22 protein-coding genes are annotated in these 25,306 nt (G+C 71.2%); 10 read left to right on the forward strand and 12 right to left on the reverse strand.

Annotated features, from left to right (window positions below; translation table 11 throughout):
• Positions 1–111 precede the first annotated feature (111 nt).
• Complete coding sequence (locus tag MTS1_RS08595; RefSeq protein WP_023953126.1) at positions 112–957, forward strand: VOC family protein; 846 nt, start codon at positions 112–114, stop codon at positions 955–957.
• A 3-nt stretch (positions 958–960) separates the two neighbouring features.
• On the opposite strand, the gene MTS1_RS08600 is transcribed toward MTS1_RS08595, so the two are convergent.
• The 5 genes from MTS1_RS08600 to MTS1_RS08620 all read right to left on the reverse strand — a co-directional run bounded on the left by MTS1_RS08600 (position 961) and on the right by MTS1_RS08620 (position 6,800).
• Positions 961–1,974, reverse strand: a complete 1,014-nt coding sequence (locus tag MTS1_RS08600; protein WP_023953127.1) for a LacI family DNA-binding transcriptional regulator — start codon at positions 1,972–1,974, stop codon at positions 961–963.
• A 7-nt stretch (positions 1,975–1,981) separates the two neighbouring features.
• Positions 1,982–3,499 carry a GH1 family beta-glucosidase gene (locus MTS1_RS08605; RefSeq protein ID WP_023953128.1) on the reverse strand — a complete coding sequence of 506 codons (1,518 nt, stop codon included), beginning with the start codon at positions 3,497–3,499 and terminating at the stop codon, positions 1,982–1,984.
• Positions 3,496–4,413 (reverse strand): carbohydrate ABC transporter permease, encoded by a 918-nt coding sequence (locus MTS1_RS08610; protein ID WP_023953129.1) that lies wholly within the window; start codon positions 4,411–4,413, stop codon positions 3,496–3,498. The genes MTS1_RS08605 and MTS1_RS08610 overlap by 4 nt, the downstream gene beginning before the upstream one ends.
• Positions 4,410–5,465 (reverse strand): carbohydrate ABC transporter permease, encoded by a 1,056-nt coding sequence (locus MTS1_RS08615; protein WP_023953130.1) that lies wholly within the window; start codon positions 5,463–5,465, stop codon positions 4,410–4,412. The genes MTS1_RS08610 and MTS1_RS08615 overlap by 4 nt, the downstream gene beginning before the upstream one ends.
• Before the next feature lie 72 nt (positions 5,466–5,537).
• Positions 5,538–6,800, reverse strand: coding sequence for an ABC transporter substrate-binding protein (locus tag MTS1_RS08620; RefSeq protein WP_023953131.1), 1,263 nt, complete (start codon positions 6,798–6,800; stop codon positions 5,538–5,540).
• Positions 6,801–7,033: 233 nt separating this feature from the next.
• On the opposite strand from MTS1_RS08620, the gene purS reads away from it, so the two are divergent.
• The 3 genes from purS to MTS1_RS08635 are packed head-to-tail and all read left to right on the forward strand — an operon-like array spanning position 7,034 to position 8,935.
• Positions 7,034–7,279, forward strand: coding sequence for a phosphoribosylformylglycinamidine synthase subunit PurS (gene purS, locus MTS1_RS08625; RefSeq protein WP_023953132.1), 246 nt, complete (start codon positions 7,034–7,036; stop codon positions 7,277–7,279).
• On the forward strand, positions 7,276–7,980 hold the full coding sequence (purQ, locus tag MTS1_RS08630) for a phosphoribosylformylglycinamidine synthase subunit PurQ (protein WP_023953134.1): 705 nt from the start codon (positions 7,276–7,278) through the stop codon (positions 7,978–7,980). Before purS ends, purQ begins: the two co-directional genes overlap by 4 nt.
• A 25-nt stretch (positions 7,981–8,005) precedes the next feature.
• Positions 8,006–8,935, forward strand: a complete 930-nt coding sequence (locus MTS1_RS08635; RefSeq protein ID WP_023953136.1) for a 2-hydroxyacid dehydrogenase — start codon at positions 8,006–8,008, stop codon at positions 8,933–8,935.
• 34 nt (positions 8,936–8,969) lie between these two features.
• Here the strand turns inward: MTS1_RS08635 and MTS1_RS08640 are convergent, their stop codons facing one another.
• Entirely contained in the window at positions 8,970–9,587 is a 618-nt protein-coding gene (locus MTS1_RS08640; RefSeq protein WP_071918733.1) for an NTP transferase domain-containing protein, read from the reverse strand.
• Entirely contained in the window at positions 9,584–10,612 is a 1,029-nt protein-coding gene (locus MTS1_RS08645; RefSeq protein ID WP_023953140.1) for an XdhC family protein, read from the reverse strand. The genes MTS1_RS08640 and MTS1_RS08645 overlap by 4 nt, the downstream gene beginning before the upstream one ends.
• A gap of 146 nt (positions 10,613–10,758) precedes the next feature.
• Between MTS1_RS08645 and MTS1_RS08650 the strand changes: the two genes are divergently transcribed.
• The 6 genes from MTS1_RS08650 (at position 10,759) to MTS1_RS08675 (ending at position 18,081) form a co-directional block, all read left to right on the forward strand.
• Positions 10,759–11,607, forward strand: a complete 849-nt coding sequence (locus tag MTS1_RS08650) for an FAD binding domain-containing protein (protein WP_023953142.1) — start codon at positions 10,759–10,761, stop codon at positions 11,605–11,607.
• A complete protein-coding gene (locus MTS1_RS08655) occupies positions 11,604–14,369 on the forward strand; it encodes a molybdopterin-dependent oxidoreductase (RefSeq protein WP_023953144.1) in 2,766 nt (921 codons plus the stop codon). The genes MTS1_RS08650 and MTS1_RS08655 overlap by 4 nt, the downstream gene beginning before the upstream one ends.
• Before the next feature lie 151 nt (positions 14,370–14,520).
• Positions 14,521–15,630, forward strand: coding sequence for an ABC transporter substrate-binding protein (locus MTS1_RS08660; protein WP_023953145.1), 1,110 nt, complete (start codon positions 14,521–14,523; stop codon positions 15,628–15,630).
• A 23-nt stretch (positions 15,631–15,653) separates the two neighbouring features.
• Positions 15,654–16,475 carry an ABC transporter ATP-binding protein gene (locus MTS1_RS08665; protein WP_023953147.1) on the forward strand — a complete coding sequence of 274 codons (822 nt, stop codon included), beginning with the start codon at positions 15,654–15,656 and terminating at the stop codon, positions 16,473–16,475.
• Positions 16,475–17,281, forward strand: coding sequence for an ABC transporter permease (locus MTS1_RS08670; protein WP_023953149.1), 807 nt, complete (start codon positions 16,475–16,477; stop codon positions 17,279–17,281). The genes MTS1_RS08665 and MTS1_RS08670 overlap by 1 nt, the downstream gene beginning before the upstream one ends.
• Positions 17,278–18,081 carry an ABC transporter permease gene (locus MTS1_RS08675; protein WP_023953151.1) on the forward strand — a complete coding sequence of 268 codons (804 nt, stop codon included), beginning with the start codon at positions 17,278–17,280 and terminating at the stop codon, positions 18,079–18,081. The genes MTS1_RS08670 and MTS1_RS08675 overlap by 4 nt, the downstream gene beginning before the upstream one ends.
• Before the next feature lie 79 nt (positions 18,082–18,160).
• Here MTS1_RS08675 and MTS1_RS08680 read toward each other — a convergent pair whose 3' ends face one another.
• The 5 genes from MTS1_RS08680 to allB form a co-directional block, all read right to left on the reverse strand.
• The gene (locus MTS1_RS08680; protein WP_023953153.1) at positions 18,161–19,540 is read right to left on the reverse strand and encodes an amidohydrolase family protein; all 1,380 of its coding nucleotides are present in this window, start codon (positions 19,538–19,540) and stop codon (positions 18,161–18,163) included.
• Positions 19,541–19,626: 86 nt separating this feature from the next.
• Complete coding sequence (locus MTS1_RS08685) at positions 19,627–20,937, reverse strand: Zn-dependent hydrolase (RefSeq protein WP_023953155.1); 1,311 nt, start codon at positions 20,935–20,937, stop codon at positions 19,627–19,629.
• Positions 20,938–20,940: 3 nt separating this feature from the next.
• Complete coding sequence (locus MTS1_RS08690; protein ID WP_023953157.1) at positions 20,941–22,179, reverse strand: alanine--glyoxylate aminotransferase family protein; 1,239 nt, start codon at positions 22,177–22,179, stop codon at positions 20,941–20,943.
• Positions 22,176–23,813, reverse strand: a complete 1,638-nt coding sequence (locus MTS1_RS08695; RefSeq protein ID WP_023953159.1) for an AtzH-like domain-containing protein — start codon at positions 23,811–23,813, stop codon at positions 22,176–22,178. The genes MTS1_RS08690 and MTS1_RS08695 overlap by 4 nt, the downstream gene beginning before the upstream one ends.
• Entirely contained in the window at positions 23,810–25,213 is a 1,404-nt protein-coding gene (gene allB, locus MTS1_RS08700; RefSeq protein ID WP_023953161.1) for an allantoinase AllB, read from the reverse strand. Before allB ends, MTS1_RS08695 begins: the two co-directional genes overlap by 4 nt.
• Between the last annotated feature and the right edge of the window lie 93 nt (positions 25,214–25,306).

Below are 25,306 nucleotides of genomic sequence, written 5' to 3' on the forward strand. Positions count from 1 at the left end.
CCGTGCACTCGGCATTTTGCCGTGCACTCGGCGCCACCCGGGGGGGGAATGACATGGGGGGTGTGGGGGTTGTGTATGTGTGTGAATGAGAAATTGGCGGATGCCACCAGGATGGGCGCCGTCACCCTGCTGGTCGGCGACCTCGACGCGATGACGCGTTACTACCGCGACGTTGTGACCCTGCAGGTGCTTGCCGCCGAGGGCGACACCGTCACGCTCGGGCGTTCCGGTCGACCGATCGTGATCCTGCGCCACGAGCCCTCGCTCCGCCACGCGGCTTCCGGGTCGGCGGGCCTGTTCCACACGGCGATCCTCTTCGAGACGCAGGCAGCCCTCGCGGCCGCGCTCTACAGCGTCGCCCGTCACGCGCCTTCGACTTTCAGCGGCAGCGCCGACCACCTCGTCAGCCAGGCGTTCTACTTCACCGACCCCGAGGGCAACGGCATCGAGCTCTACTGGGACCGAGACCGCAGCACCTGGTCGTGGACCCACGGACAGGTCGAGATGGACACCCTCTTCCTCGATCCCAACGCCTTCCTGCGCGAACACCTCGACCCTGCGACGCTCGACGGCGCGGGCAGCGCCGCCTTCACACCGTCCGATCCCGCCCGCGTCGGACACGTGCACCTCTCGGTCGGCGACGTGGCGACCGCACGGGCGTTCTATGTCGACGCCCTGGGGTTCGACACGACCGCGGCGCTCGGCGATCAGGCCCTCTTCGTCAGCGCGGGCGGCTACCACCACCACATGGCGATGAACGTGTGGAACTCCCGAGGGGCGGGGCCGCGCATGCCGGCGCTCGGGCTCGGCCGCGTCGACCTCGCGCTGCCGACATCCGACGATCTCGGGGCCCTCACCGAGCGTCTGCGTCATCACGGCATCGCGGTGCGCGACGACGGGCGGACGGTCGCGTTCGACGACCCCTGGAACAACACGCTCCACGCCGCCCTGGCCTGAGCGTCAGGCCGAGCCGCGGACGATGAGCTCGGTGTCGAGGATCGTCACCTCGGGCGGAGACATCCCCGCGAGCCGGGCGAGCAGGACGTCGGCCATGCACTCGCCCTGCGTGAACGACGGCTGCCGCATCGTGGTCAGCTGCGGCTCGGTCGTCAGTGCGACGGGCGAATCGTCGAAGCCCACGACGGCGACCTCGTCGGGGATCCGGATGCCTTCGGCCGCGAGCACCTGCATCGCGCCGCGCGCCATGAGGTCGCTGGCGACGAAGAGGCCGTCGAGCGGCTCACCCGCCGCGAGGATGGCTCGCATGGCGACGGCACCGGACTCGGTCGTGAAGTCGCCCTGCACGACGGGAGCCGGAGTGAGTCCCGACTCCGCGAGCGCCACGCGGTAGCCCTCGGCGCGGTCGACGCCGGCGGGCATGGAGGGCGGACCCGTGATCGCGCCGATGTGCCGGCATCCGCGGCCGATGAGGTAGGCCGTGGCATCGCGCGCACCGGCGACGTTGTCGACGTCGATGTAATAGTCGCCGGCCCGCGACCGCACCGGACGGCCGCCGTAGACCACGGGGATCGCGGCTGCGATGCGCTCGATGAACGTGTCGCTCGTGTGGTGCGACACGATGATCGCCCCATCGACGGCGCCGCTGCGCACGTACTGAGCGGTCTTGTCGCCGGGGTCGGCACTGGCCATGATCAGGTTCAGCACGTAATCGCTGCGGCTGATGCGCGAGTTGATGCCCGAGACGACCGACGCGAAGAACGGATCGCCGAACACGCGGCTGGTGTCTTCTGGGACGACCAGGGCGATCGCCATCGTCGACCGGCTCGCGAGCGAACGCGCCGCGCGGTTGGGAACGTAGTTGAGCTCGGCAATCGCACGGCGCACCGACTCGAGCGCGGCCGGGCTGACGGCGGTCGAGCCGTTGACGACGCGCGACACGGTCGAGCGCGATACACCGGCGACGGCCGCGACCTCTTCGATGGTCGCGGCCGTCCGGTTCTGGTCGGAGATCACAGGTGGGCTACCTCGGGACGGCGGTCCGGGCGGCGTCCGCCGCGGCGGGAACGTCGATCGCACGATCTGCGATGACCCGACGATACTCCTTCGCGCTGTCCTTCAGCGTCCGCTCCTGAGTGTGGTAATCCACGTGCACGATCCCGAAGCGCTTCTCGTAGCCCCACGCCCATTCGAAGTTGTCGAGCAGCGACCAGTAGAAGTAGCCGCGCACATCGACACCGGCCTCCTGCGCATCGAGGATCGCACCGAGATGAACCCGGAGGAACTCGGTGCGCTCGGCGTCGGGAACTATCTTCTCGCCGTCCACCTCGACGAGCTCGTCGTCGTAGGCGGCGCCGTTCTCGGTGACGTAGAGGATCGTGCCCACGGGCTGGGCGTACTCGGTCCACACGCGCTCGAGCAGCTGGGTCAGCCCCGCGGGCTGCACCTCCCAGTGCATCGACGTCCGCGGCAGGCCCCGCTCGTGCCAGTAGATGTCGTGACCGGCGGGCCAGGGCGACCCGGTCTTGCGATCGGTCGGTGCATCGCCCGGGGTCGGCGGGTGGGGGTCGGGACGACCGCCCACGAACTCGCCGTGGTAGTAGTTCACTCCGAGGGCGTCGAGCGGCTGCGCGATGATCGCCTCGTCGCCCGGGCGCACGGCATTCCGCCAACGCTCGACCGCCGCGGCATCCACCTTCTCGATGTCGGCGACGATGTCGCCCGGGTACGCGGTCCGGAAGATCGGGTCGAGGAACCAGCGGTTGAACTGTCCGTCGATACGTCGCGCGGCGTCGACGTCGGCGGCGTCGGCCGGGTCGGCGGGCTCGGCGACCGTGAGGTTCAGCGTGATGCCGAGCGACAGCGACTCGTCCCGCTCGCGCAGCGCGGCGACGGTCTGCCCGTGGCCGAGCAGCAGGTGGTGCGCCGCGAGCATGCCGTCGCCGATGTCGAACCGTCCGGGAGCGTGGATGCCCGCGGTGTAGCTGAGGAACGACGAGCACCACGGCTCGTTGAGCGTCGTCCAGTGGTGCACACGGTCGCCGAGGGCGTCGTGCATGTCGAGGGCGTACTCCGTGAAGCGGTCGGCCGTCTCGCGCAGGGTCCAGCCGCCCCGCTCCTCGATGGCCTGCGGCAGATCCCAGTGGTAGAGCGTCAGCCACGGGATGATGCCGGCGCCGAGCAGTTCGTCGACGAGCCGCTCGTAGAAGTCGACGCCCTGCGGGTTGAGCGGGCCGCCGTCGGGACGCACGCGCGACCACGAGGTCGAGAACCGGTACGTGTCGAGGCCGAGCTCCTTCATGAGCGCGACGTCGTCACGGTAGCGGTGGTAGTGGTCGCACGCGACGTCGCCGTTGTCGGCGTTGATCACGGCACCGGGAACACGGGCGAACGCATCCCAGATCGACGCGGTACGGCCGTCTTCGAAGGCCGCGCCCTCGATCTGGTACGCCGCGGTGGCTGCTCCGAAGAGGAAGCCGGTCGGGAAGCTGCGCGAAGCGTTCATGTTCTCCTGCTGAGTGCGGTCGAGGTTCAGGGTCATCCCTTCACCGCCCCGGCCATGATGCCACTGACGAGCTGCTTGCCCGCGAAGATGAACAGCAGCAGCAGCGGGATGGTGGCGAGGATGACGCCCGCGAGCACGACCGAGTAGTCGACGAAGTAGTTCGACTGCAGCAGCGACAGCGCCACGGGAAGCGTCGGGTTCTGCCGGTCGAGCACGATGAACGGCCAGAAGAAGTTGTTCCAGGCTCCGACGAAGGTGAAGAGGAACAGCATCGCCGCGGCCGGACGCGCCGCGGTCATGCCGACGGTCCAGAACGTGCGGATCATCGACGCGCCGTCGACGCGCGCGGCCTCGATGAGCTCGTCGGGCACCGCCTGGCGCAGGTACTGCGTCATCCAGAACACCCCGAAGGCGCTCGTGAGGGCGGGGATGATGATCGCGCCGATCTGCCCCGTCCACCCGAGCTCGGAGAACAGGATGTAGAGCGGCACGACGCCGAGCTGCTGCGGCACGGCCATCGTGGCGATGACGAAGACGAGCAGCGCCGGACCGCCGTGGAAGCGCAGCTTCGCGAAGGCCCAGCCGGCGAGTGTCGAGGTGATCACGACGGCGGCGGCGATGAGGAACGAGCTGTAGATCGAGTTCCACAGCGCCGGCCAGAAGTTGACCGCCGGGTTGGAGATGACCGACAGCGCGTTCTCGATGAAGTTGCCGCCGGGGATCCACGGGAAGGGCTTGCGGAGGGTGGTGGAGTCGCCCGAACCGATCACGAAGGACCAGTACAGGGGGAACACCGCCGAGAGGAAGACGGCCCCGAGGATGCCGTAGGTCCAGATCCCGGGCCGGCTGCCGCGGATGCGGCGGGCGCGGGCTCCGCGACGCTGCTCGCGAGCGGTCGGGATCCCTTCTTCCACCGTGGCGAGAGGGGCGGGAGTGCCGATGGTGCTCATGCCTGGTTCTCCTTCAGCGCGCGCTGCGCCTGCTTGGCCTGCTGCTTCTGCTGCCGTTTGCTGAGCTCGCGCCTCAGCCCCTCGTCTCGGACCAGGGTCCGGGTGACCACGAGGTTGACCAGGCCGATCAGCACGATGATGAGGAAGAGGATCCACGCCATGGCGGCGGCGCGACCGAAGTTCCACTGTCCCCAGCCGACGTCGTAGAGGTAGAGCGTGATGGTCAGCCACTGCTGGGCCGAGCCACCGCGGCCCGCCTGATCGAACACGCGCGGCTCGTCGAAGATCTGCAGACCGCCGATCGTGGCGGTGATGATGACGAAGATGAGCGTGGGCTTGAGCGAGGGCAGGGTGATCGAGAAGAACTGGCGCACGGGGCCCGCGCCGTCGACGGTGGCGGCCTCGTAGAAGTCGCGGTTCACCGCCTGCATGGCTGCGAGCAGGATGAGGGTGTTGTAGCCCATCCAGCGGTAGTTCACCATCGTCGCGATGGCGATGTGGCTCCAGAACGGCTCGACGTGCCAGGGGATGGCGCCGATGCCGATCGACTGGAGGATGCCGTTGATGAAGCCCGACTGGTCGGCGAACATCGCGTTGAAGATGAGGCCGACGGCGATGGGAGCGACGACGTAGGGGACGAGCACCGCCATGCGCCAGAAGGTCTTGGCGCGGATGTTGCGGTCGAGCACGGCCGCGATGAAGATCGCGAGCACGAGCTGCGGAACGCTCGAGAGCAGGAAGATGCTGAAGGTGTTGCGCAGGGCCGTCCAGAAGTGGGGCTGCGTCAGGATCCAGATGTACTGGTCGAATCCGATGAACTCGCCCTCACCGCGGATGAGGTCCCAGTCCATGAACGAGATCACCGCGGTGTACGCGATGGGGAAGAGCCCCACGATCGCGAACATGATGAAGAAGGGCGAGATGTAGAGGTACGGCGAGAAGCGGATGTCCCACTTGCTGAGCTTCTGCGAGAAAGAGATGACCCGCGGGGGACGACCGCCGTCGTCGGTTCGGGGGGAGCGCGTCGCCGGGCGCTGCTGTGTCGTGGTCACGATCGTCCTTCGGGTGCGTGGGCGGGGAACGCCGGGGCGCACCGGCGATGCGGTGCGCCCCGGCGGGGCGGGTCAGAAGCTTCCGACCTCGTTCACCCAGGTCTTCCAGGAGGTCTCCTTGTCCTCGATGCCGTCGAAGACACGCGTGATGGCGTTGCCGAGGGCGTCGTGGAACTGGAAGTACTTCGGACCCTTGAAGGTCGTCACGGTGATCGCGTTGGCGCGGTCGATGCCGATCTCACCCGTGGGCGCGTTGTTGAAGTACTCGCTGACGAACCCGGTCAGGTCGGGGCTCGACTGCGCCTCGGGCTGGCTCGGGAAGGTGCCGGCGTTGTTGAAGGCCTTGATCTGCGTCTCGGGCGACGTCAGCCAGTCGGCGAGCTTCTGCGCGTTGGTGAGGTTCTTGCCGTTCGCGGGGACCACGAGGTACGAACCGCCCCAGTTGCCGCCGCCCTCGGGGAACGCGTTGGCGATGTCCCAGCCGGCGATGTCGGGCGCTTCGCCCTCGATGATGCCGTGCATCCACGGCGGGCACAGCATGGCGGCGAACTTGCCGCTCGCCATGGCGGCGTACCAGTCGTCGGTCCACTGTCCCGGGTAGGCGGAGATCGGGATCGCCTTGTCGACGACGGTGTCGTAGGCCTCGCGGATGTCGGGGTTCTCGGTCGCGATGACCGTGCCGTCCGGCTCCTCGTAGGCGACCTCGAGCTGGTTCACGACCCCCTGCAGGACGGAGTTGGCCGAGTCGATGAAGGGCTGGCCGGTCTTGGCGACGTAGTCGCTGCCGATCTGGAAGAAGGCGTCCCACGTCGGGAAGAGCTTCGCGACCTCTTCGCGGTCGGTGGGCAGGCCGGCGGCCTCGAACAGGTCGGCGCGGTAGCAGATGGCCTGCGGTCCCACGTCGGTGCCGTAGGCGACGAGGTTGCCCTCGGCATCGGTCGCCGCCTTCTCCTTCCAGTCGAGCCAGCGGCCGGCGAGCTCGTCGGGAACCGGCGCGATCAGGTCGGAGTACTGCATCATCTCGGGGAACCAGTCGACCTCGACGCCCTCGACGTCGGCGAGGCCGGTCTTGCCGAGCTTCTGGAAGAAGTTGGTGCGGGCGTCGTTCGAGGTCGCCGCCTTGGTGTGGACGACCTTGATGCCGGTCTCCTCGGTGAACTCCGCGAGCAGCTCGTCGGTGTAGCCGAAGTCGTTGAACGTCGCGAGGGTCACGGTGTCGGAGTCGCCACCGGATGCGGCCTGGTCACCTCCGCCCGAACATCCGGCGAGGACGATGGCCGAGGTGGTTGCGACGCCGGCCACGAGGCCGATCCGCCGCAGTGCGCGTGAATTCACGTGTCACTCCTTCGTGATTGCGGGTATCTGGTGCGCGGCGGTTCGCACCCGACTTTGGGAGCGCTCTCACCGATTGACCATGACCATACGGGAGCGCTCCCAGGATCACAAGAGAGCGCTCCCAAAGACGATGGTCACGATCCGGTCACGAGACCGGCCGGATGCGGCGAACGAGGCGCGCATCCCACCCGTAGACTGGTCGCGCACCCATCCCGCGACCTCCGGAGCGAGCAATGCCCACCATCGTCGTCGACGTCATGCCCAAGGCCGAGCTGCTGGATCCGCAGGGCAAGGCGGTATCGGGGGCCCTCACCCGCCTCGGCGTCGCCGGTTTCTCCGACGTCCGCATCGGCAAGCGCTTCGAGCTCACCGTCGACCGCGCCGACGACGCGACCCTCGAGACCGCTCGCCGCATCGCCGACGAGATCCTCTCGAACTCGGTCATCGAGGACGTCGTGAACATCGAGGTCGTGGAGTGACCGCGCGCATCGGTGTCATCACCTTCCCGGGCTCGCTCGACGACCGCGACGCGCAGCGCGCCGTCCGGCTCGCCGGCGCCGAGCCCGTCGCGCTCTGGCACGGCTCGCACGACCTCGACGGCGTCGACGCGCTCGTCCTGCCCGGCGGCTTCAGCTACGGCGACTACCTCCGCGCCGGCGCGATCGCGGCGCACGCGCCGATCATGGCCGAGGTGAAGGATGCCGCAGACAAGGGCATGCCGATCCTCGGCATCTGCAACGGATTCCAGATGCTCGTCGAGGCGCACCTGCTGCCCGGCGGCCTGATCCGCAACGCCCACCAGCAGTTCATCCGCCGCGACCAGCGCCTGGTCGTCGAGAACGCCGACACCGCGTGGACGAGCGGCTTCGAGACCGGCCAGGAGATCGTCATCCCGCTGAAGAACGCCGACGGCGGCTTCACCTGCTCGGCCGAGACGCTGAAGCGGATCGAGGACGATGGTCTCGTGGCCTTCCGCTACCGCGGCGTGAACCCCAACGGCTCGCTCGACGACATCGCCGGCCTCACGAACGAGCGCGGGAACGTCGTCGGACTCATGCCGCATCCCGAGCACGCCGTCGAGCCGGGCTTCGGCCCGAACACCACCGAGGCGATGCGCTCGGGCACCGACGGACTCACGTTCTTCACGTCGGCCGTCGCCGCGGTGCTCGCCCGCGTCTGAGCGCCGGGTCGGTAGCGTTGGGGGCATGAGCGAATCCCCCGGCACCGTCATCGTCAGCGTTCCCACCGATGAGCTGGCGGCCGACATCGGCCCTCTTCCCGACGGAGTCGAACTGGTCGTCTGGGACCTCCGCTCTCCGGCGCCCCGCGGTGCGTTCGACATGGTGGTCCCGCCCTACATGTCGGGCAAGCGACTGCTCAGTGCACTGGGCGACGTGAAGGTCGGGCTTCTCCAGAGCCAGTCGATCGGCTACGAGGGCATGGGCGCTTACCTGCCCGAGGGCACGAGGCTCGCGAACGCAACGAGTGTCCACGAGACGGCGACCGCCGAGATCGCGGTCGGTCTCACCATCGCCGCGCAGCGCGACCTCGCGGATTACGTCCGCAACCAGGAGTCGGCGCGGTGGGCCCCGCAGTTCAGCCGCAGCGTCGCCGACCGCACCGTGCTGGTGCTCGGCTACGGCGGCGTGGGCAAGGCCGTGGCATCCCGCCTGCTCCCCTTCGAGACCACGATCATCCCGGTCGCGTCCCGCGCGCGCGACGAGGACGGGGTCCACGTCCACGGCATCGACGAGCTCGACGAGCTGCTGCCGCACACCGACATCCTCATGATCACGCTCCCCGGCGGCGAGCCGACAAAGGGGCTCATCGGCGCCCGCGAGCTGGCGCTGCTTCCCGACGGCGCACTCGTCGTCAACGTCGGGCGCGGCACCGTGCTCGACACCGACGCCCTCGTGGCCGAGCTGCAGGCGGAACGTCTGCGCGCCGCGCTCGATGTCGTCGACCCCGAGCCGCTGCCGGAGGACCACCCGCTGTGGCGCGCCCCCGGGGTGATCGTCGTGCCGCACGTGGGCGGGGCGGCCGACGCCATGCGTCCGCGCATCGCGAAGCTCGTCCGGACCCAGATCGAGCGCCTCGCCGCCGGCGAGGAGCCGGTCAACGTCGTCGACGCCTGACGACGCCCGGCGTCAGGCGCCGGGTGCCCGGCCGTCAGGCGCCGGGCGCCCGGCCGTCAGGCGCCCGTCCGTCATCCGGCGGATGGTCGATGTCGCGGCCGTGCCACAGGTCGGAGCACTCCACGCCTACAGCACCGATGCGCCTGAGGTAGGCACCCGCCCCCTCATCGCCGGAGACCGCGCGCGCGGCGGCGTCCCAGTGCGCTCGCCCGAGGACGACGGGATGGCCGGGACGCCCGCCGAAGACGGCGCGATGACGCGCGCGAGCGTCACCGGCGGCGGCGGTCAGCAGCCGGGCCACCGCTCGGGCTGGCAGCTCGGGGACGTCGACCGGCACGATGACCGCGACGGCGGCGTCGGTGCCGGATGCCGCCGCGAGCGCCGCGCGCACGGTCGCCGACAGACCCTCGCGCCAGTCCTCGACCACGCGCGCGCGTGCCCCCGCGGGGACAGGCGCCTCCGGCGCGGCACCGAGCATCACGAGGATCGGCTCGCACCCGGCCGCAGCGAGCGCCGCCACCACCCCGTCCAGCCAGGCGCGTCCCCCGGGCGCGACCGCCAGCGCCTTCGGCATGCCGTAGCGCGTGCCGGCTCCGGCGGCGAGCACGATTCCGACGGGGGGAGTACGACGCGGCGCGACGTCGTCCGTCACGTGACCAGGTGGTCGACGCGGCATCCCTCCGACGCCGTGTCTCGATGGATCGGGCCCGATCCGGCGCGCAGCGGCGCACCCGTTCCACCGCGCCGCGCGGCCACGACCTCGGCCAGGATCGACAGCGCCACCTCGGCGGCGCTCGTACCGCCCAGGTCGAGCCCGATCGGCGAACGCAGCCGGTCGACGAGCGCTGTCGGCACCCCGGCTTCGACGAGCCGACGGACGCGGTCCGCGCACGTCGCGCGGCTGCCCATCGCACCGACGTACGCGGCCGGCGACATGAGCGCGGCGGCGAGCGCGGGAACGTCGAACTTCGGGTCGTGGGTGAGCACGCAGACGGCGGTGTGCACGTCGAGGCCGGCGGCTGCGAGATAGCGACCGGGCTGGTCGACCACGACCTCCGCGGCCGGGAAGCGGTCGGGGCGAGCGAAGACGTCGCGCGGGTCGACGACGACGACGTGGAACCCTGCTGCGGTCCCGAGCGCGACCAGGGCAACCGCGACCTCGACGGCGCCCACCACGATGAGCCGCGGCGGTGCGCCGAACTGCAGGTCGACGCTCCCAGCGGGCGCGGGGGTGGGGGCCGTGCCCGCGTCGATGATCGACGCCGACCCCATCCCATCGCCGGCCGTCCGCAGCCGGAGCACCGTGGCGACGCCGTCGCGGTCACGCGCGGCGAGAAGAGCGAGCGTCGCAGCCTCGGGCGACCCGGGTACGAGCGCGCGCACCAGCACCTCGATCGTCCCGCCGCACGAGAGCCCGACCGCGACGGCGTCGTCATCGGCGATGCCGAAGCGGTCGACCACCGCGTCGTCTCCGGCGAGCACCTCGACGCACCGCTCGTAGACGGCTCCGTCGACGCATCCCCCCGACACGTTGCCGAACGCCCGCCCGTCGGCCGCGACCAGCATCGAGGCGCCGATCTCGCGCGGCGAACTGCCGGCTGCGGCCACCACGGTCGCCACGGCGACGGCGCGGCCCGCGGCCAGCTCATCGCGGGCGACGGCGAGGATCTCGCGCATGGGACCTCCTCGGGGCGGCGACGGGACTGCTCCGCACGTTAGGCCTCACGTGTTGCCGGTTCGTTGCGGCTCGTTGCGGCGACGTGAAACACGAGCGAAATGCGGGGCTGATTCACTCATGCGACGTCCGAGCCGAGAGGAGCCCCATGGACATCACGACCGTCACCGGCTTCCGCGCCGCCCGGACACGCGACGATCTCGTGCTCGCGCCGGGCGAGAGGTTCATCGCCGGAGGCACCTGGCTGATGTCGGAGCCGCAGCCGGGGACGACCGGCTTCGTCGACCTCACGACGATGGGCTGGCCCGAGCTCGAGGTCGATGAGAACGGCCTGCGCATCGCCGCGACGTGCACCATCGCGCGACTCGTCGCCTTCGCAGCCGGGCGCCTCGAGGTGGCCCCCCGCACCGACTGGACCGCGCTCGACCTCGTGCCGGCCGCGGCGAACGCCCTGCTCGCGAGCTTCAAGATCTGGAACACCGCCACGGTCGGCGGCAACCTCTGCCGCGCCTTCGCCGCGGGGGCCATGATCAGCCTGTGCGCTGCGCTCGACGGCGTCGCGGTGATCTGGCACGCCGACGGCGGGGAGACGCGGATGCCGGTGGCCGAGCTCGTCGTCGACGACGGCGCGACCTGCCTCGCGCCGGGCGACCTGCTGCGGGCGATCGAGCTGCCCGCCGCGACGCTGCGCTCGCGCGCGGTGCTCCACAAGATCGCCCTCGCCGAGCTCGGCCGGTCGGGAGCCGTCGTCACCGGGCGCCTCGACGACGACGGGTCGGCCACATTCACGATCACAGCCGCCGTCCGGCGCCCGGTCGTGCTGCGCTTCTCGGGGATCCCGTCCGACGCGGCGCTGGTCGCGGCCGCCGAGGCGGCACCCGGCTATTACAGCGACCCGCTCGGTGCCGCGGACTGGCGCCGCGGAATCAGCTCCGTGCTCGCTCGCCGAGCCGCCGCCGACCTGCGGCGCGAGAGGGACCGGATGGAGCCCGCATGACCGCCGACGCCGTCAGGTTCGAGGTCGACGGGGTGGCGGTCGAGGCCGCGCCCCGCGCCGGGCAGTGCTTGCGCACGATGCTCCGCGAGACGGGCCGCCTCGAGGTCAAGAAGGGCTGCGACGCGGGCGACTGCGGCGCCTGCTCGGTGCTGCTCGACGGCGAGGCGGTGCATTCCTGCCTCATCCCGGCGGCGCGGCTCGACGGTCGCAGCGTGACGACTGCGGCCGGTCTCGCACCCGGCGACGAGCTGCATCCGGTGCAGGAGGCCCTCGTCGAGCATTTCGGCTTCCAATGCGGGTTCTGCTCGCCGGGTCTGAGCGTGACGGCTTCGACCCTGTGCGCCGACGACCTCGACGACCTCGACCGTCGGCTCAAGGGCAACCTGTGCCGGTGCACCGGCTACCGCCCGATCCGCGAGGCCGTCCGCGCCTCGGTGCTCGGCCCCGTGCGCGAGACGGGTGCGCCCGCCTCGGCCGAGGGAGCTCCCGCGGCCCCGCGCGGAGTCGGCCGTTCGGTGTCGCCCGAGGCCGCGCGACGCGTGGTGCAGGGCCGTGAGCCGTACACGTTCGACATCGCCGACACCCCGGCCGGTCCGCCGCTCGTGCTGCGCGTGGTCGGATCGCCGCACGCGCACGCCCGCATCCTCGCGATCGACACGGATGCGGCGCGGGCCGTGCCCGGCGTCGTCGCGGTGCTCACCCCGGCCGACGTCCCCCGCATCCGCTATTCGACGGGCCGGCACGAGCACCGCGAGGACGACCCCGACGACACCCTCATGCTCGACGAGGTCGTGCGCCACGTCGGACAGCGGGTCGTCGCGGTGGTCGCCGAGACCGCCGAGGCCGCCGACGCCGCCCGGCGTCTCGTGCGCGTGGAGTACGAGGTGCTGCCGGCGGTCTTCGACCCCGAGGAGGCACGGAGCGCCGGCGCCCCGCTGCTGCATCCCGACCGCACGCCCGCCGACCGCGTCGACGACGCCGGCCGCAACGTGATCGCGGGACTCCACCGCGAGACGGGCGACACCGCGGCCGCTCTGGCGGCGAGCGCCGCCGTCGTCAGCGGCACCTGGTCGACGCAGCGCGTCTCGCACGCGCAGCTCGAGACGCACGGCTCCGTGGGATGGCTCGACGACGCGGGACGCCTCGTCATCCGCTCCTCCACCCAGGTGCCGTTCCTCGCCCGCGACGAGATCGCCCGGCTGTTCGACCTGCCCACCGACCGGGTGCGGGTGTTCACGGCGCGCGTGGGCGGCGGCTTCGGGGGCAAGCAGGAGATCTTCACCGAGGACCTGGTCGCGCTGGCGGTACTGCGCACGGGCCGACCGGTGGCCTACGAGTTCTCGCGGACAGAGCAGTTCCAGCGCGCGTCGCTGCGGCATCCGATGCGCGTGTCGGTGACCCTCGGCGCCGACACCGACGGCCGGCTGACCGCGATGACGGTGGATCTGCTGAGCGACACCGGAGCCTACGGCAACCACTCGCGCGGGGTCATGTTCCACTCGCTCGCCGAGTCGGTCGCGCTGTACCGCTGCGATGCCGTGCGCCTCGACGCCGAGGTCGTCTACACGAACAACGTCCCCTCGGGCGCCTTCCGCGGATACGGGCTCGGCCAGGTCATCCTCGGCGTCGAGTCGGCGATGGACATGCTCGCCGAGCAGCTCGGCATCGACCCGTTCGAGCTGCGCCGTCGCAACGCGGTCGGACCGGCGGATGCGACGCACGAGCACGACCTCGTCTGGGGCAGCTACGGCTTCGACCAGTGCCTCGACCTCGCCGAGGCCGCGCTGCGACGCGGCAACGGCTCCACCGCACCCGACGGCTGGCTCGTCGGCGAAGGCATGGCGGCGGCCATGATCGCGACGATGGCACCGTTCGGCCACATCGCCCACACGACCGCGACGCTGCGTCCCGACGGCTCGTACCTCCTGCGCACCGGCACGGTCGAGTTCGGCAACGGCACGAGCACGGTGCACCGCCAGATCGCGTCGTCGGTGCTGGGCAGCGAGCACCTCGAGGTGCGCAGCGCCGACACCGACGCCGTGCATCACGACACGGGCGCGTTCGCCTCGGCCGGCATCACCGTCGCCGGGAAGGCCCTGCACGCCGCCTGCCTCACCCTGGCCGATCGGATGCGACAGGCCGCGGCCGCGCTCACGGAGACCTCCCCGGCCGACGCGGTGCTGCAGCCCGACGGCTCGGTGCGCACCCCGGTGCGGCTCGTCGGCCCCGCTGAGCTGATCGCCGCCGCCGATCCGGCGCACCGCGACGAGCACGGGCTCACCGCCGACGGCAGCGAGCTCGGCGAACAGCGATCGCTCGCCTTCAACGTCCACGCCGTCCGCGTCGCGGTCGACCCCGAGACCGGATCGGTGCGCATCCTCCAGTCCGTCCAGTCGGCGGACGCGGGGGTCGTGCTCAACCCGGCCCAGTGCCGCGGACAGGTCGAGGGCGGAGTCGCGCAGGGCATCGGCAGCGCCCTGTACGAAGAGGTGATGATCGACGACGGCGGGCGGGTGAGGAACCCGGTGTTCCGCACCTACCGCGTGCCGCAGTCGGCTGACATCCCCGACACCGAGGTCTTCTTCGCCGAGACCGACGACGCGCTCGGACCGTTCGGCGCGAAGTCGATGAGCGAGTCGCCCTACAACCCCGTCGCGCCCGCGATCGGCAACGCGATCGCCCGCGCCCTCGGGCGACGACCCTACGAGCAGCCCTTCAGCCGCGACCGGATCTGGCGGCTGGCTCAGCACGACCCCCGCTGAGCCGCGACGCGCCGGAAGCCGTCACAGCATCGAAACACGAGCGCGACGGTGACCGAAATATTCAAGCAATAGCTTCAAGCCAGCACCTCCCCGCAGCGGCATCCGTGCACCCGCGCTGCGTTCCTGCACCCGCACACCCGAAGGAGAACCGATGCCCGCACCGCGCATCCGGAAACACCGCCTCGTCGCGACCCTGGCCACCGCCGCCGTCGCCGCCCTCGCCCTCTCGGCCTGCTCGTCGAGCTCCGCCGAGCCCGGCGCATCGGGCTCCGACGACTCCGCGTCATTCGGCGAGATCAGCGTGCAGTACTCGTGGATCAAGAACGAGGAGTTCGCCGGCGAGTTCTACGCCTACGAGAACGGCTACTACGACGAGGCCGGCTTCGACGAGGTCATCGGCATCTCCGGGCCCGACACGGGCGTGGCGAAGCTGCTCTCGGGCACCGTGCAGGTCGCGCTCTCGGACGCCGCCTCGGTAGGCGCCGCCGTCGCCGAGGAGGATGCGCCGCTGAAGATCATCGGCGCGACCTTCCAGAAGAATCCGTTCACGATCCTCTCGCTCGCGGACGGCGGCAACATCGCGACCCCGCAGGACCTCATCGGCAAGACGATCGGCGTCCAGGACTCCAACGCCTCAGTGTTCGCGGCCCTGCTGAACGCCAACGGCATCGACCCGAGCGAGGTCACCGTCGTTCCCGTCGACTTCGACCCGACCCCGCTCATGGACGGCCAAGTCGACGGCTTCATGGCCTACCTCACCAACGAGGCGCTGACCGTCGAGCTCGCGGGCTACGACATCACCAACCTCTCGTACGCCGAGAACGGCGTGCCCTACGTGGCCGAGACGTTCACCGTCACCGACCAGTACCTCGCCGAGAACAAGGAGCTCCTCAAGGAGTTCCTCATCGCCGAGATCAAGGGCTGGACCCAGGTGTTCCAGCAGCCCGTCGACGACACCGTCAGCCTGGTGCAGAAGTACTACAACCAGGCCGCGGAGGAGTCGGAGGACGGCCTCGAGGCCGTGTTCGGCGCCCTCGACCCCGCGAAGACGACCGCCGGCATCGCCGCTCAGAACCTGCTCATCTCGACCGAGGAGACCGAGGCCAACGGCCTCTTCACGATCTCGGATGACCTGAAGCAGCAGACGGTCGACTCGCTCGCCGCCGCAGGCTGGAAGGTCTCGGTCGACGACCTGTTCGACACCACCATCATCGACGAGATCTACGACGAGAACCCGGAGCTGCTGGACTACCTTCCGTAGGTTCGGACGCTTCCCTCCATCACATGACACACGACGACACCCAGGATGCCGGTGCCCCTCGCGGCACCGGCATCCTGATCGACGGCCTCAGCAAGACCTTCCACACCGGCCGCGGCCGGACCGTGACGGCCCTGCAGGACACCCACCTCCACACCGACAAGGGCTCGTTCCTCGCCCTGCTCGGCCCCTCGGGGTGCGGCAAGTCCACCATCCTGCGCATCCTCGCCGACCTCGAGAACCCGACCGCGGGCGAGGTCCGCGTCGACGGCAAGACCCCCCACGAGCTGCGTCGCGACCACGAGCTGGGCATCGCCTTCCAGGACCACGCCCTGCTCCCCTGGCGCAGCGTGCTGGCCAATATCCGCCTGCCCTTCGAGATCGCGGGTCGCACGCCCGACAAGGCGTACATCGACGAGCTCATCAAGCTCGTCGGGCTCACCGGCTTCGAGAAGTCCAAGCCCGCCCAGCTGTCCGGCGGGATGCGGCAGCGCGTGTCGATCGCCCGCGCGCTCGCGCTCAAGCCGTCGGTGCTGCTGCTCGACGAGCCGTTCGGCGCGCTCGACGACATGACCCGGCAGAACCTCAACCTCGAACTGCTGCGCATCTGGACCGAGAAGCCCGCGACGACGCTGCTCGTCACCCACGGCATCTCCGAGGCGATCTTCCTCTCCGACCGCGTGGCGGTCATGTCGCCGCGCCCCGGCCGCGTGGTCGAGATCATCGACGTCGACCTGCCGCGCCCGCGGACTCCCGAGATGATGCGGACTCCCGAGTTCCACGCGCTGGTCGACCGCGCGTCCGAGCTGCTCTTCGGCAGCGACGGCCGCGCCGACGCGGAGTCGTGATGCGCCGCGCCGGAATGCCGACCTGGCTCGCGGGCGTCATCGGGGCCGTCGTGCTGATCGCGGCGTGGTGGCTGCTATCGGTCACGGCGTTCTCGCCGCCCGAGGGCACGACCTTCACCCCCGTCCCCTCGCCGTTCACCGTGTTCGAGACCATCGTCCGCGACGGTCTGGCGCCGTACTGGACGGTGTTCCAGGTCACGATCGGCGAAGCGATGATCGGCTACGTCTGGGGCAACGCGATCGCGCTCCTCCTCGCGTCGACGGTGCTGCTCCTCCCCCGCCTCGAGGTCGTCGTCACCCAGATCGCCGTCGTCAGCTACTGCCTACCCGTCGTCGCCGTCGGCGGCATCGCGATCGTCGTGCTGGGCGGGGCCAAGCGCGCGGGCGATCCGAGCGCGACCGCGATCTTCCTCGCGGCGCTCGCGGTCTTCTTCACCACTGTCGTCGGCGCGCTGCTCGGGTTCAAGGCGGCCGACAAGGCGGCGCTCGACGTCGTGCGCGTCTACGGCGGGTCGCGGTGGACGCAGCTGCGCAAAGTGCGCCTGATCGCCGCCACCCCCGCCATCCTGAACGCACTGCAGATCGCCGTGCCGAGCGCCTTCCTCGGTGCCATCCTCGGCGAGTACATGGGCGCGATCGACCGGGGCGTGGGCATCACCCTCATCAAGCTGCAGGGCGACCTCGACTCGCCGCGCGTCTGGGCGGTGTTCCTGCTGTCGGCGATCGTCGCCCTCATCGGATACGCGGCCCTCGGCCTCGTCGCGCGTCTCGTCACGCCGTGGGTCTCGGGGAGGTCGGCCGCATGATCGTCGCCCTCCGCCGCTCCGTCGGCCGCTCGCTGATCAACGCCCTCGCGACCGTGCTCATCGTGCTCGCGCTGTGGTGGGCCGTCGTCAACCTCACGGGCATCTCGACCTACGTCGCCAAGGGCCCCGGCGAAGTGTGGGAATTCTTGTTCACCGCCGACGACGCCGCCGAGAACCGCATGGGCCTGTGGCCGCTCATCGGCCAGACCGTGCAGGACGCCGCCCTCGGGTTCGGCGTCGGCATGCTCGTCGCGCTCCTGCTCGCCGTGGCGTTCTCGCTGTCGAAGGCGATCGAGGCGGGCGTCATGCCGCTCGCGCTGCTGCTGCGCTCGGTGCCGCTCGTGGCCATCGCGCCGGTCATCATCCTGATCACGGGCCGCGGCACCGCGGCATCCGTCGCCGTCATCGGCTCGATCGTCGTGCTCTTCCCCGCCCTCGCCTCGATCCTGTTCGGCCTGAGCCGCGCGACGAAGGAGAGCCTCGACCTCGTGCACGTCTACGGCGGCGGACGCCTCGCGCAGCTGCGCAAGGTCAGCGTGCCGGGCGCGCTGCCCTCGCTCTTCGCCGCCGCCCGCGTCTCGGTGCCGGGCGCCGTCACCGGCGCCCTCCTCGCCGAGTGGCTGTCGACGGGGCAGGGCATCGGCGGCATGATCGTGAAGTTCACCGCGACCGCCCGCTTCGACGACCTGTGGGCGTCGGTGGCGATCATCACGCTGCTGACCCTCGTGCTCTACAACCTCGTGCAGATCGCCGAGACCCTCGTCCTCACCCGCATGGGCATGACGACCTCGGTGGCCTGACGGGTCTGCCGAACCAAACCGCGAGACGACACACGCGCAGCTGTCGTCTCGCGGTCCGGAGGGACGGGCGGGCCGAGGGTCAGTGAGGGTGCGTGGGGCGGCGACGCGCGACCTCGGCGAGGCTCTCGTGCAGACGCGCAGACGCCTCGGCGGCCAGGGGGTTCGTCGACGTGCCGCGATCGTCGACCAGGACGCCGCCGACGTACACGCGCGTCAGGTTGCGGGGACTCATCGCGAGCACGTAGCTGCGCACCGGATGCCACAGCGGACCCACATCGGGACGCCGGGGGTCGACCACCACGAAATCGGCCAGCTTGCCCACCTCGAGCGAACCGACCCGGTCGGCGACGCCCATGATCTCAGCCGCACCGAGGGTGTGCAGCCGCAGCACCTGCTCGGGCATCATCGCGAGCGGATCCTGCAGGCGCGCCCGCTGCTGGTAGATGCCCATGCGCATGTTCTGCCAGGGATCCGAGACATCCGTGCACGCCTGGTCGTCGAGTCCGATGCCGACCTTCATGCCCTTCGCGAGCATCTCGGGAACCTGCGCGGTCCCCGACGCGAGCCGCCCGTTCGAGGCGGGCTGCCATGACATCGCGGCACCGCCCGCGACGGCTTCGTCGATGATCTCCGGGGTCGTCTGGATGAAGTGGCCGAAGACGAGACCGAGACCGAGGGCCCCGGCATCCCGATACTGCGCGAACTTCGACCGCTGGTGCTCCACCGCCTCGGGCGATTCCAGGAAGTGCGCCTGATTGGTCACGCCGTATCGGCGCATCGCCTCGACCTCGAGCCAGGCGGCCTCCTCACGCGGCGACCACTGCACCTGGCCCATGATCGACGCGCCGAGCGCGAAATCGGGGTCCATTGCGCGGGTGTGCGCGACCGACGCGGCGAACCGGGCGAAGATCTCGTCGTCGGAGCCGACGGTGACATCCATGCCGATCGAATCGACGAACCGGATGCCGGCGTCGCGCGTCGCGTCGGCCTGACGCGTGTGGTACTCGAGCTCGCGCATGCGGGCGTCGCCCACGCGCTTGCCGTCGACCATAGACTCCCAGGACTGCAGCGGGTCGGTGAAGTTGTAGGCGGTGGTCACGCCGTTCGAGAGGAAGTCGAGGGCGCCGTGGAGCGTCGACCAGTAGACGTCGTCGGCGGTCATGTGGGCGGTGGTCCCGAGCATCGCGTCGCACCAGCCGTAGAGCGTCTCGGCGACCCCGAGTCCGCGCAGACCCGAGGTGAACAGGTGCGAGTGGCTCGAGACGAACCCGGGGGCGACGAACGAGCCTCCGGCGTCGAGGATCTCGTCGGCGGTGGTGCCCACGGGCGGATCCCCGGCGCCGATGGCGGCGATGCGCCCGTCGTCGCCGACGAGCATCCATCCCTCCTCGATGTAGCCGGGGTCGTCGATGCCGGCGGGCACCGTGATGAGGCGGGCGTGGGTCACGAGCAGGCGCATACCCGCACGCTACCGAGCCCATGTTTCGCCCTCGGGTCAGGGGTATTGCGCCCGCGCGGTGCGGATCTGGCGGACCGCCGGCCGGGTCAGGCGGCGGCGCGGCGGTCGGCGGCGAGGTGCAGGACGGATTCGGCGAGGGCGCGGATGCCGCGGGCGACGTCAGCGGTGGAGACGTCCTCGTCGGGGTGGTGGCTGATGCCGTCGGGGTTGCGCAGGAACAGCATCCCGATACCGGTGAGACCGCCGAGAGCCATGCCGTCGTGCCCCGCCCGGCTGAAGATCGCGGGCGGCTCCTCGGTCACCTCGCCCGCCGCCGCGCGGATTCCCTCGCGGACGACGTCCTGCAGCAGCGGCGCGCAGGCGACCGCCGCCGCGTTGTGGATCTCGCGGTGCTGCCAGCGCAGTCCGCGACGGCCCACGATCTCGTCGAGCTCGGCGGTGAGCCGCTGCCAGACGCGGTCGCGCTCACCGTCGAACTCGCCCCGCAGGTCGAGGGAGAACTGCACCTCGCCGGGCACGATGTTCACGCCGCCCGGGAACGCCTCGAACTGGCCGACCGTCCCGATGATGTGATGCTCGGCCCGGCAGATCCGCTCGACCGCGAGAGCCGCCTCGGATGCGCCCAGCAACGCGTCGCGCCGCATGTCGTAGGGCGTGCCTCCGGCGTGCCGCGCCTCGCCCTCGACCGACAGCAGGAAGCGTCGGGCCGAGGCGATCGACGAGACGACGGCGAGCGATTCGCCGCTCCGGTGCAGTTCCGGACCCTGCTCGATGTGCGCCTCGAGGTAGCCGACGAGCTCGTCCGACCGGCGAGCCGCCTCGCCGACCCGCCCGGGGTCCAGGCCGAACTCCCGGAAGGCCTGGGCCAGGGTCGTCCCCTCGGCGTCGGCGAGGTCCCACCATCCGTCGTCCCAGACGCCGCCGACGGCCGACGACCCGAGCAGCGCCTTGCCGAACCGCGTGCCCTCCTCGTCCCAGAACGCGGCGACCTCGAGGGCGAACGGCAGGGGCGACCGCCACGACGAGCCGTCGTCGTCGGCGGGCTCGCGCAGCATCCGCACGACCTCGATCCCCATCAGGACACCCACGATGCCGTCGTAGCGCCCGGCGTCGGCCACCGTGTCGAGATGCGAGCCGATCATGAGCGCGGGCTCGTCGCCGGCGGTGTCGAGTCGGCCGATCTGATTGCCGGCGGCATCCTGGCGCGTGGTCATGCCGACCTCCCGCATCCATTCGGCGGCGAGACGGTTGACACGGGCGTGCTCGGGCGAGAGGTAGACGCGCTCGATCCGGTCGGGGGCCGCGCTGATGCGCGCGAGATCGTCGCAGCGCGACATCACCCGTCGTGCCGCGTCGGCGATGCGTTCGGGCGATACGGGGAGCAGAGCGGATGCCACGGCTCAATGTCCCCGGTAGACGTCCGCTGCCGCCTCGACCCCTCCGGCGACCGGCACGGCGGCGCCGTAGCGGCGCAGCACCGCCTCGAGCGCCGAGAGGGTGGTGAGCACGGCGTCCTGCCGGGCGTTGTAGCCCATCGTCCCGATGCGCCACACGCGTCCGTGGAGCGGACCGAACGACGTGCCGATCTCGATGCCGAAGTCGGTCAGCAGCGCTGCGCGCGCCTCGTCGCCGGGCACTCCGTCGGGGATCTCGACGGCCACGACGTTGTTCATCTTGTGCGCGATGTCGCCGAAGACGGTGAGGCCGAGCGCCTGCACGCCGGCGAGCATCGCGGCGCCCGCGAGACGGTGGCGCGCGATCACCTCGTCGCGCCCCTCGAGCAGCAGCACGCGGGCGCATTCGCGCGCCCCGTAGAGCATCGACGTCGCCTCGGTGTGGTGGTTGAGACGGCGCGGCCCCCAGTAGTCGAGGATCATGCCGAGGTCGAAGTAGTTCGACCGCACGAAGTCACTCGCGTCCGGATCGCCGGGCTCGCGGATGCCGGCTTCGATGCGCGCCCGCGACCGCACGACCTCGACGGCGCGCTCGCTGAGGGTGATGGGCGCCGATCCGCTCGGTCCGCCGAGGCACTTCTGCAGCCCGGCGGTGGCGGCATCCAGGCCCCAGTCGTCGGCGTCGAACTCGTTGCCGCCGAGCGAGGCGGTCGCGTCGGAGTAGAACAGCACCCCGTGCTTCGCGCAGATCGCGCCGATCTCGTCGAGCGGCTGGTACATGGTCGTCGACGTGTCGCCCTGCACGAGCGCGAGCAGCGTGGGCTTGACCCGCACGACGGCCTCTTCGATCGCGGCGGGCGTGAAGACCTGCCCCCACTCGGTCTCGATCGTGTGCACCTCGGCGAGCGCGCGCTCCGCGATCTCGGCGAGCAGGTGCCCGAAGCGTCCGAAGATCGGCACGAGCACACGGTCGCCGGGCCGGACGAGCGAGACGATCGCCGCCTCGATGCCGGCGCGGCTCGTGCCGTCGACGAGCATCGTGGCGTCGTTGCGCGTGTTCCAGACCGCACGGTAGAGCTCCTGCGTCTCGGTCATCGTCCGCGTCATGAACGGGTCGTACTGGCCGACGAGCGCGGCCGACATCGCGGTGAGCACGCTGGGGTACGCCGAGATCGGCCCGGGGCCCATGAGCAGGCGAGCGGGCGGGTCGATGGGTCCGGGGATCTGAACGGTCGGGTTCGTCATGGCGTGTCCATCCGGGGGTCGAGGAGCGAGAACAGGCGGCGGGCGAGCCGCACGAGGGCGAGGTCGGTGCCGGCGCGCGAGACGAGGCAGACGCCGACGGGCGCCGGTCCCAGCGGCGACGGCACGGTGAGCAGGGGCACCGAGATCGCGGGGAGCCCGGCGACGGCGGCCGGCGTCGTCATCCGCAGTGTGTCACGGCGCAGCAGGTCGAGCGCCTCGCCGCCGGCGGTGCGCGCAGGTGCGGCTCCGGGGACGGTCGGCAGCAGCAGCACCGCGTCGTCGACGACGGCACGCAGGCGGTCGGCGAGAGGGGCGAGGGCGGCGCGCGCCCGCTTCTCGTCGTCGGGTGTCACGGCGGCGGCGGTGCGGAAGCGGTCGGCGACGGCGGCTCCCACCGCGCCGGGATGCTGCACGAGCCAGTCGCCGTTGTTGCGCCAGGCCTCCGCGCCCTGCACGGTGCGGAACGCGTCGAGGTAGGCGTCCAGGTCGCCGATCGACACGCGGCCGACCGAGACCGCGGCTCCCGTGGCCGTGACGCGGTCGAGCAGCTCGGCGAACGCGCGCCGGGTGGCGGGCTCGGCGGCCGCGAGGATCTCGTCGGGCACGAGGAGGCGCGTCGGCAGCTCGTCGTCCGGCTCGCCGTGCACGCTCTCGGTCGACTCCGAGCCGGCGTACCCGAGGCACCACTCGGCGACGCGCTCGAGCGTCGATCCGTCGCGGGTCAGCCATCCGACGGTGTCGAAGCTCTGCGCGAGGGGCAGCATGCCCTGCCGGGGCACGAGGTCGTGGGTGGTCCGCAAGCCCCAGAGCCCCTGGTACGAGGCGGGTACCCGCACCGATCCGGCGGTGTCGGTGGCGAGGGCGACATCGGCATGCCCGGCCGCGACGGCGGATGCCGGCCCGCTCGACGAGCCGCCCGGGAGCGCTCCGGGCAGCGCGGCGTTCGGCGGCGTGCCGTAGTGGGTGTTGTCTCCGGCGACGGAGTAGGCGAACTCGTCGGTGCGCGCGATGCCGCGCAGCGACGCTCCGCCGCGCAACAGGTCGCCGACCGCGGGCGCCGTGGTCGTCTCGGCGCGGGCCGAGGCGAGGAACGTCGGGTTGCCCGCCCCGATGCGGTAGCCGCGGATCGCGAAGAGGTCTTTGACGGCGACGGTCAGCCCGGCCAGCGGACCTTCCCAGGCGCCCTGGTAGAGCGGGTCGCCCACGGTGCGCCAGATCGACCGGTCGAACGCCTGCGGCCGCGGGGTCACGTGTGCGGCGGTGATGAGCCAGCGACCGTCGATGCGCTGCCAGAGCTGGGTCTGCAGGCCGGTGCCACCTGCGGCGTAGCGGGAGACCGAGATCAGCAGAGCGACGTCAGGGGCGAGCGGCCGGTACTCGATCCGTTCGATCTCGCGCGCCGCGACCCCGCCGCGCGCCCCGCGGAATGCGCTGATCGCATCGTGGCCGACGAGCAGGCCCCCGGCATCCGCCCGCATCGTGCCGGCTCCGGGGGCGAACGCGGCGTCGAGCGCCGCGAGGTCGTTCTCGACGATGGCGCGCTCGTAGTCGGCGAACGCCGCCGCGAGATCGGCGGGCATGCCGCCGGCCGGGGCGCCGTCGTTCGGCGCATCGCCGTGGGCGCGACCGGTCACGACGCGTCCTCGCCGACGGCGACGAGAGTGCCGCCGCGCGAGAGCAGCCGCCCGCCCGGAACGCCCGCGGCATCCATGGCATCGGCAACATCGACGCCGGCCTCGAACACGACCTCGCCTCGGAGCCAGGTGCGGCGCACCCGTCCCGTCAGCACGCGGCCGTCGTAGGCCGAGATCGGGTTGCGGTGACGCAGCTCGCGCGCGTCGACGCGGACGACGTCGTCGGGGGCGAAGACGGCGAGGTGCGCGGGCGCGCCCACGGCGATGCGCCCGACGGCGAGGCCCGCGACGACAGCGGGTCCTGTCGTGAACAGCGGCAGGATCGTCTCGAGCGGGATGCCGCGCTCGCGCGCCTCGGTCCAGACCGCCGACAGCCCGACCTGCAGTCCGGAGATGCCGCCCCAGGCGAGCCCGAAGTCGCCGTCGCCTGCGCGCTTGAGGTCGACGGTCGAGGGCGAGTGGTCGCTGACGATCGCGTCGATCGTGCCATCGACGATGCCCTCCCACAGGAGGTCGCGGTTCGAGGCCTCGCGGATGGGCGGGCAGCACTTGAACTCGGACGCGCCGTCGGGGATCTCCTCGGCGATGATCGTGAGGTAGTGCGGGCAGGTCTCGACCGTGAGGTCGATTCCGTCCGCGCGGGCCGCACGGATGGCGGGCAGTGACCGGGCGTCGCTCAGGTGCAGGATATGCGCCCGGCCGCCGGTCGCGCGCGCGGCCTCGATGACGGCGTCGATCGCCGACGCCTCGCTCGTCGCCGGGCGCGACGCGAGAAAGGCGTCGTATCCGCGGCCGATCGCGCCGTCGGCACCGAGCAGCTCGGGGTCCTCGGCGTGCACGATGAGCCGCGAGCCGAGCGCCGCGATCTCGCCCATGGCCTGGCGCAGCTGAGCACGGTCGAGGTGTCCGAACTCGTCGACGCCCGACGGCGCGAGGAAGCACTTGAACCCGTAGACGCCGGCCTCGTGCAGGGGGCCGAGCTCCCCCAGGTTCTCGGGCACCGCCCCGCCCCAGAACCCGACGTCGACGTGCGCGGATGCCGCGGCGGCGGCACGCTTGACCTCCAGTGCGCCGGCGGTCGTGGTCGGCGGGATGGAGTTCAGCGGCATGTCGACGATCGTCGTGACACCGCCCGCCGCCGCGGCCCGCGTCGCCGAGCCGAAGCCCTCCCACTCGGTGCGTCCGGGCTCGTTGACGTGCACGTGCGAGTCGACGAGCCCGGGCAGCAGCACAGCGTCGGCGGCGACGCGCACCTCGGCGGCGTCGGCGACGGCGGCGTCCTCGTCGAGCATCGCGACGACGAGGCCGTTCTCGACGACGACGGCTGCGGGGACGAAGGCCGTGCCGTCGAAGACGCGGCCGGCGCGCACGACGAAGCGGGACGGGGACGATGCGGTCACGAGATCTCCGGGCGGGGTCGGGGGCGAGGAACGACGGCGGGCGCGCGATGCGCAGAGCCCGATGTCAATATAAAGCTATGGGTTAACGCAGCC

It is taken from the genome of Microbacterium sp. TS-1, from assembly GCF_000509385.1.
Taxonomy (GTDB): Bacteria; Actinomycetota; Actinomycetes; order Actinomycetales; family Microbacteriaceae; genus Microbacterium; species Microbacterium arborescens.

Excerpts from the sequence above, each read along its gene's own strand:
- MTS1_RS08595 (WP_023953126.1), top strand. The coding sequence starts at position 112 with ATGGGCGCCGTCACCCTGCTGGTCGGCGACCTCGACGCGATGACGCGT.
- MTS1_RS08605 (WP_023953128.1), bottom strand. The coding sequence starts at position 3,499 with ATGACCCTGAACCTCGACCGCACTCAGCAGGAGAACATGAACGCTTCG.
- MTS1_RS08610 (WP_023953129.1), bottom strand. The coding sequence starts at position 4,413 with ATGAGCACCATCGGCACTCCCGCCCCTCTCGCCACGGTGGAAGAAGGG.
- purS (WP_023953132.1), top strand. The coding sequence starts at position 7,034 with ATGCCCACCATCGTCGTCGACGTCATGCCCAAGGCCGAGCTGCTGGAT.
- MTS1_RS08635 (WP_023953136.1), top strand. The coding sequence starts at position 8,006 with ATGAGCGAATCCCCCGGCACCGTCATCGTCAGCGTTCCCACCGATGAG.
- MTS1_RS08645 (WP_023953140.1), bottom strand. The coding sequence starts at position 10,612 with ATGCGCGAGATCCTCGCCGTCGCCCGCGATGAGCTGGCCGCGGGCCGC.
- MTS1_RS08650 (WP_023953142.1), top strand. The coding sequence starts at position 10,759 with ATGGACATCACGACCGTCACCGGCTTCCGCGCCGCCCGGACACGCGAC.
- MTS1_RS08655 (WP_023953144.1), top strand. The coding sequence starts at position 11,604 with ATGACCGCCGACGCCGTCAGGTTCGAGGTCGACGGGGTGGCGGTCGAG.
- MTS1_RS08660 (WP_023953145.1), top strand. The coding sequence starts at position 14,521 with ATGCCCGCACCGCGCATCCGGAAACACCGCCTCGTCGCGACCCTGGCC.
- MTS1_RS08665 (WP_023953147.1), top strand. The coding sequence starts at position 15,654 with ATGACACACGACGACACCCAGGATGCCGGTGCCCCTCGCGGCACCGGC.
- MTS1_RS08670 (WP_023953149.1), top strand. The coding sequence starts at position 16,475 with ATGCGCCGCGCCGGAATGCCGACCTGGCTCGCGGGCGTCATCGGGGCC.
- MTS1_RS08675 (WP_023953151.1), top strand. The coding sequence starts at position 17,278 with ATGATCGTCGCCCTCCGCCGCTCCGTCGGCCGCTCGCTGATCAACGCC.
- MTS1_RS08680 (WP_023953153.1), bottom strand. The coding sequence starts at position 19,540 with ATGCGCCTGCTCGTGACCCACGCCCGCCTCATCACGGTGCCCGCCGGC.
- MTS1_RS08690 (WP_023953157.1), bottom strand. The coding sequence starts at position 22,179 with ATGACGAACCCGACCGTTCAGATCCCCGGACCCATCGACCCGCCCGCT.